The 9401-nt window shown below is 39.9% G+C and carries 6 protein-coding genes and 1 rRNA gene; all 7 read right to left on the minus strand.

Going from position 1 to position 9401, the window contains the following annotated elements:
- Nucleotides 1-9 precede the first annotated feature (9 nt).
- The 7 genes from BLS35_RS04275 to rrf all read right to left on the minus strand — a co-directional run bounded on the left by BLS35_RS04275 (nucleotide 10) and on the right by rrf (nucleotide 9364).
- Nucleotides 10-933, minus strand: a complete 924-nt coding sequence (locus BLS35_RS04275; RefSeq protein WP_090778126.1) for an ABC transporter ATP-binding protein — start codon at nucleotides 931-933, stop codon at nucleotides 10-12.
- Nucleotides 934-1076: 143 nt separating this feature from the next.
- Nucleotides 1077-1835, minus strand: a complete 759-nt coding sequence (locus BLS35_RS04280) for a DUF4397 domain-containing protein (protein ID WP_090778128.1) — start codon at nucleotides 1833-1835, stop codon at nucleotides 1077-1079.
- A gap of 20 nt (nucleotides 1836-1855) precedes the next feature.
- Nucleotides 1856-3316 (minus strand): RagB/SusD family nutrient uptake outer membrane protein, encoded by a 1461-nt coding sequence (locus BLS35_RS04285; protein ID WP_165973443.1) that lies wholly within the window; start codon nucleotides 3314-3316, stop codon nucleotides 1856-1858.
- 8 nt (nucleotides 3317-3324) lie between these two features.
- Nucleotides 3325-6633: a SusC/RagA family TonB-linked outer membrane protein gene (locus BLS35_RS04290; RefSeq protein ID WP_165973442.1), complete on the minus strand. Its 3309-nt coding sequence runs from the start codon at nucleotides 6631-6633 to the stop codon at nucleotides 3325-3327.
- Nucleotides 6634-6946: 313 nt separating this feature from the next.
- Complete coding sequence (locus BLS35_RS04295) at nucleotides 6947-8083, minus strand: FecR family protein (protein ID WP_090778133.1); 1137 nt, start codon at nucleotides 8081-8083, stop codon at nucleotides 6947-6949.
- Between the two features lie 75 nt (nucleotides 8084-8158).
- Entirely contained in the window at nucleotides 8159-8743 is a 585-nt protein-coding gene (locus tag BLS35_RS04300; protein WP_090778135.1) for an RNA polymerase sigma factor, read from the minus strand.
- Nucleotides 8744-9252: 509 nt separating this feature from the next.
- A 5S ribosomal RNA gene (gene rrf / locus BLS35_RS04305) occupies nucleotides 9253-9364 on the minus strand.
- Nucleotides 9365-9401: the final 37 nt, after the last annotated feature.

The raw sequence follows: 9401 nt of genomic DNA on the forward strand, positions 1-9401 counted from the left end.
TATAAGTCTTTAATTGGAGATTCTCGACAATTGAGCGAAGGTTTCATCTAAGGAATTCTTTTCCAGATTTAGCTCACGCAAGCGCCAGCCCTGTTTTGCACTTTCCAGTACAATAGCTTCAGAAATCCCCTTATCCCCGTTAAAATAAATTCGTAATTGTTTTTCAGTTAGGTACTCTACTCTGGAAATACCCTCAATGGTTTGTAAAACTTCGGCTGTCGGCGCATTTTCCATGACCACCAACATGCTGTGCGGAGCGATATAATTGTCAAAAGCTTCCATGGTATCTGCAAATACAATCCGTCCGCTTTCAATCATCACAATATCGCGACACAGGTATTGTACTTCCGTCAGGATATGCGTTGAAAGGATTACGGCTCGATCCGTGGCAATATCCTTGATCAGCGAACGCACTTCCAAAATCTGGTTTGGATCTAATCCATTAGTTGGCTCATCAAATACCACCAGTTTCGGTCTATGTATAATCGCCTGTGCAATGCCCACACGCTGCTTATAACCACCGGATAAATTCTTGATCAGTCTTTTGTTGATGTGTGTCAGTCCGCAAAGCTCCTTCACTTCTTCCATCGCCTTTTTCAACTGGTTTTTTTCTAACGAACGCAGGATTGCTGTGTGCATCAAATACTCATCCACGGTTAAATCCATATATAAAGGTGGGGTTTGAGGTAAAAAACCGATTTCCTGTTTGGCACTTTCCGGTTCTTTACTCAGGTCGATACCATTGATGATTACTTTTCCTGTAGTTGGCGTCAATACGCCGCACAAAATGTTCATGGTGGTAGACTTGCCCGCTCCATTAGAGCCCAGTAATCCTACAATGCCACTGCGCGGAATTTCTATATTGATATCACGTATAGCCCAGCTGGTACTATAACGGTGCGACAAGCCACTTATACGAACGATTGGTTCCATAGTTTTTGATTGATTTTTATGCTTTATTTGTTGTTAGTTATTTTTATTGTAATCCTGATTTCCAGGCAAAGGAAGACCCGCTCCGTAATTTTGCGTTACAGACCTCCCATCGCTTCGTAAGCGTATGTGCTTAAATCACTTTCTTAATAATTGTCAATCAGAAACGGGCTTTGTGCTTGTGCCGCGTCAATAGCGCCCGGCAATCCTTTCAATGCCAGTGTAAAATTCCTGTACCGCCATCGGTTCATTGCCCCCTGGTTTACTGCCGAAAACTCATAAGTAGCCAGTACTTTTTGTGTTTCTTTATCCCGGAACTCAAATTTATAATCACCAGTTTGAGCAAGCGCCGGATAATTCATATACCCTGTAACCTGCTTATAGGCTAACTCATCTACTTCTTTTTGTACCCCATCGTCAATTAAATAAATGCTCACCGGCTTACTCTGGTAGGATAAATTGGCAAATCTGATTCCAAATGTGCTGTCTCTCTGATTGTGAAATGGTGGGACATCAGTTACCAGCAAATGATCTGGATGATCGACTGTTCCGGTAAGGAATAAAGAGTTGATGCTTCCTTTTTTGAGTTGAAGCTGCAGGTCAAACAAAGGCTTACTCGTTGCAGTAGTATCGGGATACTGAAACAGTCCAAGTGGTTGTTCCAGTTCAAAAGTTGTTAATTTATTACCCGGTTCAAAGACACCATAATTAATGTATGCCGCACCAGAATAACTATAGCCCCATCCTGGGGTAGTACCATTTAAGTTTATAACCAGTTTAGCGCTTCCCGGAACAGCATTAACCAGGATTAGTGAAGACATTACCGGCAGACTGTCTTCTTTTTTACATGCCATAAATAAAATGGAAACCAGGATAAACCATGCACTTATTCTAAATTTTCTCATATTCTTATTCTTTAAAATAATTAATAAACAGGATTCTGACTCAGGTTATGATTATTGAGAATCTCTGACGGAGGTATTGGAAAAAGTAATTGGTAATCTCCTCTCCATGGTTGTTTTATGGGTATCACAGAAAGTACGTCGTGTGCCCGACCAGTCCTTTTTAAATCGAACCAACGATGTCCCCATTCCGCAAAAAGCTCCGCTCTTCTTTCTTTTTCGATGGCAGCAATCACTTCATCTCTGGATAGCGTAGCGGGCAAATCATCAAGGCCGGCACGATGCCTGATCACGTTTAGATCGGCAATGGCTAAATCCAATTGGGAGCTTCCCAATACACTAGCCTCTGCCCTGATCAGGTACTGCTCTGCCAGTCTCAACACCATATAATATTCTGTAATGTTTCCTACAGTTGAATTATCCATTCCTATTTTGTACTTATAAGGATAGTAAAGCGTTTTACCATTCACAACGCGGGACATCTGCCAATCCGTTTTTCGTTTATCCTTAAGCTCAAAAACAGGATTCAATTGATCCGATATGCGAAAAGGATATTCTCCAACAGTTGCAATATTTGGGAGTAAAGTGTAGGCTTCCGGTGTTGCATTTCTGTGTGGTTCGAATGATGGATTTTGTTGTAATTGCCAGATCGCTTCTGTGCTATTCATTAAAAAAACATCATTCAAGTCTGTTTTCAATTGAAATAACCCGGATTGAGCGATAACTTCAGTGGCTTGGGCTGCTGCTTCTGCATAAGCGCCTGTATAAAGATAAGTTCTGGCTAACAGCGCTGTTGCAGCCCATTTATTTGGACGGATACGTTCGCCTGTTTTGGAGCTGGCAAAATCAGCACCAAGAGCTGATTTTGCATCGATCAGATCCTTAATGATCTGCTTATAAACTTCAGCTTTAGGTATACGGGTCATATTTCCCGTTTTATTAAAATCTACAGTGAGTGCCAGTGGCACATCACCAAAGAAATTCACCAGATAGAAGTAAGAAAAAGCACGAACAAATTTGGCCTCGCCAGTAAGCCTGGTTCTCACACTTGCCGTAAGTTTTGAAGATGTAGATGCCTGAATACCTTCTATTATATCATTAGCTCCGTAAATTGAATTGTAAGTGGTAACCCAGATGGTATAGCTGTAGGAATCCTCAACCAGCAACTTATTTGTATTGTAAATGTACCAACCTGGCCCCTGGTTATAATAAGTCAGTTCATCAGCGCAAAGGCTTCCTAAAAGTGTACTTAAACCGGTAGAAAAACCACTATGCCCCTGGGATGCACCATCAATCCCATTAATTAACTGAGTAAATACACCTGCCATAGCTGAGCTGGCCTGACTATCATTAGAAAATATCTTTGTAGTAGTAGTGGTGGTAATTGGCTCCGGAATATTTATCAGTTTTTTACAGGAGAAACAAAAAAACATGGATAAACCTACCAAACACACATATATATTTAAACTTCTTTTAATCATCATCTTTAAAATTAAAAATTTAACGAAAGACCACATAGAAAGACTCTAGCTGGAGGTAGCGCTCCAAACATCTGTAATTCAGGATCTATACCACCCGCCTTACTGATCACAAATACATTCTGGGCATTCATGTAGACACTTACCGACTCCGCACCCAATTTCTTCAGCAGTTTCTGATTTAAAGTGTAGGCCAGAGAAACATTGGACAACCGGACATAAGAAGAGTTTCTATAAATAGCATCAGAATTGGCGTAGTTATTATAACCTTGATCTGTAATTGTACTCGCCTTACTATACTTTGCATTATCACCTGGTTTTTTCCAATAGTTACCTATTATATCTGCAGGTTGGTTTCCAAAACCACCAATACTTAATCCGGAAATATAATTTGGATCTGCACCGATTTGATTTCTAAAGTCGAAAAAGCAACCAAAACTAAAGTTTTTATAGCTAAACTGGCTACCTAACCCTCCTGTAAATTTAGGTGTAAGATCTAGTTCTACATATTGATCATTTAAACCCTTCCCTGGCGCAAAAGTGGTTTGCTGAACATAACCGTTTTTATTATAATCTTCAAATGTGTAGCTACCTGATAACGGATCTACTCCGGTATAATGAAAAAGATACTTGGTATTTAACGACTTACCCACTTGCAGTTTAAGGGCATAAGGGGAATTCTCAATATCTGGATAAGCGAGTAATTTATTATAGTTTCTGGAACCATTAAAAGTCAGCGTCCAATTGATATCCTTTGTATCGATTACTTTTGCATTGAATGTAAATTCCCAACCGCCATTTTCTATAAGTGCTGGCCAATTTGCGGTAACCGAAGGAAATCCGGTATACAATGGTGTAGGATAACTTGTGAGTTGATTGCCGCTACGCTCCTTATAAATTGCCGTCTCCAGGTTAATTCTATCATCAAAAAAGCTCAGATTTAACGCTATTTCCGATTTTTTATTTACCTGCCATTTGTAGTTTGGATTTACGGCCTGCATGCTAACTAATGGCTTCTCTCCATCATAATCTGGAAGGGGTGTATTTTCCACATGACCACTTGACCATCTGGTCAGGTACTTATAGTCGCCAATTGCATCACTTCCCGTGAGTCCGTAACTTCCTCTTAGCTTGACAAAGCTAATAAAAGAGGGGAGCACATTTTTTGCCCAATCTTCTTTAGATGCGATCCATGCTGCGCCGATAGAGCCGAAATTACCAAATTGTTTTCCTGGACCAAAACGCGAAGAACCGTCTCTACGTCCATTGATGTTAATGATATACTTATCTTCCCAACTGTATTTTATTCTTCCAAACACCGCCGCATATTTATAAAAGCCCTGATTTTGAGTAATGAGTGTAAAAGGAGCCATGCTGATGGATTCTATAAAGTCATCACTTTCAAAATTAAACCCATAAATACCAAAAGCGTTTGTCGCTGTTTTCTGCGTACTACCGCCAAGCAATGCAGTAAGCTCGCCCCCAAACAACTTTACATGATAGTCAATCTGAGGTTCTATAAGCCAGTTGTAATTGTTTGTTGTTCCAGAAAAAGTAGATCCTCTCGGATTACTTAAAGGATCCTGGGCGGAAATATAACCTAAAAATTTATTAGCATTATTGCTGGAGTTATAACCAATATTGGTGGAAACACTCAGGTTTTGAAGTATTTTATAAGACAACCTCAAACTGCTGGTTATCATATTTGTATTAGAAGTATAAGGGTTATCTAAGCCACTAAATGGAAAATTGATATCAGGCCCTGAAGCACGCCATGGCGCAAAATTCAAGACACCATTCTCGTCGTAAATATCCGGTGCATTAGGTGCCAGGGTAACAAGGCTAGGGGAGCCGATGGTATTAATGGCAGAATAGGAGTAATTACCATTTAAGTCTGCTCTAAATCTGCGGTCTTTGGTACTGTGCCCGAGATTAAAAGCCAGGGAACCGCGTTGATTACTACCTTTACTGCTAAGAATTTCGGTTTGTTTCCCATAATTACCGCTTATTCTGAATTGAGTTTGCACATCGCCACCTGCCAGGGACATCGATACATTCGTTTGCTTTCCTATTTTACCCCAAAGCTCTTTTTGCCAGTCGGTGTATTTATTCGGATCCCATAACACCAAATCCGGGGCATTATTAGCTGTTGGTGTGATGTTATCATTTTTAAAAGCTTCTCTTCTGATTTCCAGATATTGCTGGGTATTCAACATATCCCAACGTTGCGTTACCGCACTGAAACCTTGGTCTATATTGGCAGAAAACTTGGTCTCACCCGATTTACCTTTTTTTGTAGTAATCAGGATTACACCATTGGCAGCTCTTGAACCATATATTGCAGTTGCATCGCCATCCTTCAAAACTTCAATGCTTTCTATGTCTTTACTGTTTAAGTTATAAAAAGGACTTTGACCTCCGGTTACAGAGAATCCATTTTGAACTACTCCCTGGGAACCGCGTTCATAATTGGACCCGGAACCCAAATCTAAATTGTTCAGTGGAACGCCGTCTATAATATATAGTGGATCAGATACAAAATCCGGACTGATGGTTTTTCGGCCTCTGATCTCTATTTTTACAGGACTGCCAGCATACCCATTTGTAGGGGTTACAATCATACCCGCTACACGCCCTTGTAAAGCGAGTAAAGGATTCTGTACCGGTTGTTGCTCCAATTCCTTTGCCGTAACAGTTACGATGTTTCCTGTTGACAAACGGCGGTTCGTTTTTCCGTAGGCCATCACCTGAACCTCGTCCAGTTTAGAAGTACTTAATTCCAATTTTATAGCCATTGGGATAGCACTAACCTTTATCTCTTTAGTAACATAGCCCATGTAGGATATCTGTAACATCGCATCTTCAGGAACATCATTTAAAGCGAACTGTCCGGCGGTGGCTGTCGTTGTACTGCGTTTTGTTCCTTTAATAACAATGGTTGCTCCTGCCAATGGATTGTTATCCGTGTCAATCACGATTCCGAATACATCAATTCCGGCAAAAAGGGCCGCTACGCGATCTATCAGGTTGGGCGCTTTCGCCTGCACAACAATTGATTTTTTAACAATAGAATAGGTTAAAGGAAGGCCTTTAAAAACTTCTTTTAAGGCTTCTTCCAGAGATGCATTCTGCAATTTTACATCAACCTTTAGCTTTGTCAGGTCTTCATTTTTCCAGAAGAAGCTATAACCTGTTTGTTTTTCAATGCTGGAAAAAACAGTGGTGAGTGTAGCATCCTTTTGCTGAATGGTTACATTTTGCGAGTATCCAATAGCTGATACCTGCACACAAGCGACGGTGATTATGAAAAATATCAGTTTCATTACCATTATGATTTTACGCATTCGCCACCCTGATTCCAGGGGAGCTTTTGCATATGAGTATAAATTCATACGTTTGTATTGTTTGGGTTTGGATTAGTTTTCAAGAATTATTCATCATTCCGATTTTATCGGAATGGGTAACCCAGGCAACAGTCCGGAGAAAAGTGTCGAAGCCTTCTCCGGGCTTTATTATACATAGCTACCCCATAGCGAGCCTAGCCGCTTTTTTGTAGAAGTTTCATCATTTTGGTTGGTTTTGGTTTTAGGTTATTTATTATTTAGTTGATTCTATTTTAGTATTTAATGCCCGGCATTAATCTCCCTGCGGCATCACAATAATTTTCCTTCCTTCTATTCTAAAATTGACCTTACTGAGTTTTAGCACCTTAAGCACCTCAGAAAGGGTATAACTTCTGTCAATTTTTCCATAAAACTGTTCATCCCTAACGTTGCCTTCATATACAACTTCTACATCGTACCAACGGGCTATTTGACGCATTGAAGTTCTCATATCAGTATGGTCAAACTTAAACAGCCCATCCTTCCATGCTACAGCATCTTCGCCATCCACATTCGTCACATTAATCTTGCTATCAGTTGTTAAAATCGCCTGTTGATTAGGTTTAAGTAGGGTGCCATTGACATTCACGCTGCCCTCCAGAAGCGTAGTCTTTACGCTTGGTTCATCCGAATAAGAATTGATGTTAAAATGTGTTCCCAACACCTCTACAATCTGGCCCTTGCTAATTACTTTAAACGGCTTTGCTTTGTTATGTGCTACTTCAAAATAACCTTCGCCCTCAAGCTCCACTATTCTATCCTTCCCTTTAAATCCCGTTGGGTATTTCAAGGAAGAAGCCGCATTCAAAATTACTTTTGTTCCATCCGATAAGATCAATGAGTATTGACCGCCTCTAGGCGTTGCTATCGTATTAAATACTGATTCAGTCGCATTCGCAGCTTTACCATTATATACCAGCTGTCCTTCCCCAGTTTTTCTAATAATAGCATCATCTTCATTGGCCAACTCTCCATTTTTAGCATCTGTCAATACTATTTTTTGACCATTTGCGAGTGTTAAAATTGCTTTGTTGGAGCCTGGGGCTATATCGTTACGATTTGCCAGAATTCCTACCGAATTGAAGCTATCAGATTCGTTTACAAAGTACAGCAATCCAACACCAACAGTTAAAATTAACGAAGCTGCAATAGCAATACGAGGCCACAGTTTAAAGCGTTTGGTTTTAACGATATGCTGATTAAGACCTGCACGCTCAAGTGTACCTATTCTTATCTCTCCTTCTATCTGTTCAAAATCAATCTCATTATCCTCAAGATGAAGGTCATCGGATTTTTGCATATACCAGTTTTCAAGCAAGGCCTTTTCTTCAGCCGTTGCCAATCCTTGATTATACCTTTGAACCAATTCTTTTGCCCTTTGCTTATCCATCTTGTTTGGAATTCATTTACAGGTAAACGGGCGAAAGTAAAGTTGGGGGTAGAAGAAATTTAAAATAATTTGACATTAACGCAGTAGCAACAAAAATGCAATGCTAATACCCATATCGTTAAGCTTTGGCTTAATCACTTTTAAGGCATTCTGAACCTGTTTTTTAACTGTTTGTTCTGAGATATTCAACTTGGTGGCTATTTCTTTATGAGAAAGGTCGTCCTTTCTACTCAACTCAAAGATTTCCCGCATTTTTGGGGGTAACTTCTGAATCTCTCTTTCCAGAATTTCAAGAATCCTCTTTTCATCAATGGTATCTACCTGAGCATTGCTCGAATCGGAAATAAAGCTGGCTATCTCACCAATATAGTCTGCGCGCACCTTATTCTTACCAATAAGGTCAAATACTTTATTCCTCGCAGCGATATACAACAAGCCTGAAACATTCGTCGCACTCTTTATTGATGCAGCCCTAAGCCATAAATTACCAAAAACTTCCTGAACAACATCCTTAGCATCGTCCTCGTCCCTTAGCATCTTGTACACATGTGCATAAATAAGCTTCCAGTGTCTATTGTAGATCTCAGTAAACGCATGTTGATCTCCATCTTTCAATAAAGTGGTCAACTCGGTATCCGGAAGCTTACTATAAACAGTCATCACTTATCTCTCGTACTAAAGTCTTTTGAATTTAAAAACAATGTTAACAAATTACATTGAAAATCCCTCTTTAAAATTATTGTTCTTGCATTTGTTTTAATGCTGCACAATCCATCTTGTTCCAGCAGCAAAAGCTAATGGATCACATTAGACCACTTATTTCACTTCATAGGCATTCTGAACATCGATAAGGGATTTAATCGATTTAAAGACAGGAAAAGATTATTGGCGGACAAATCTTATAATACTAGGCTAATTACAAGCAAGGGGAACTATGATATCATGATTGAACCAAACGCTTTTAGAGACAAAACAGATTACCAATACCAACAAATGGTTGAGTGTGCTCTGCCAGCAGAATCCTATTGAATCCGTAGGCGCTATAAACAGAAATTGGCAGAAGATAAGAGAGCCGATAGTCCAAATGTGCTTAAACCCCTAAAGGAAAATAAAAAAGTTTATAAACAAGAAAAGCCGATAGTCTATTGGACTACCGGCTTTCTTTTAAGATTTGGCACCGACCTACTCTCCCACGTGTTACCGCAGTACCATCGGCTCTGGTGGGCTTAACTTCTCTGTTCGGAATGGGAAGAGGTGGACACCACCGATATAGGCACCTAAATATTTTTAAATATCTAGTATATATCGTTTCGCTTTT

The sequence above is a fragment of the Pedobacter sp. ok626 genome (assembly GCF_900100435.1).
In the GTDB taxonomy this organism is placed as follows: domain Bacteria; phylum Bacteroidota; class Bacteroidia; order Sphingobacteriales; family Sphingobacteriaceae; genus Pedobacter.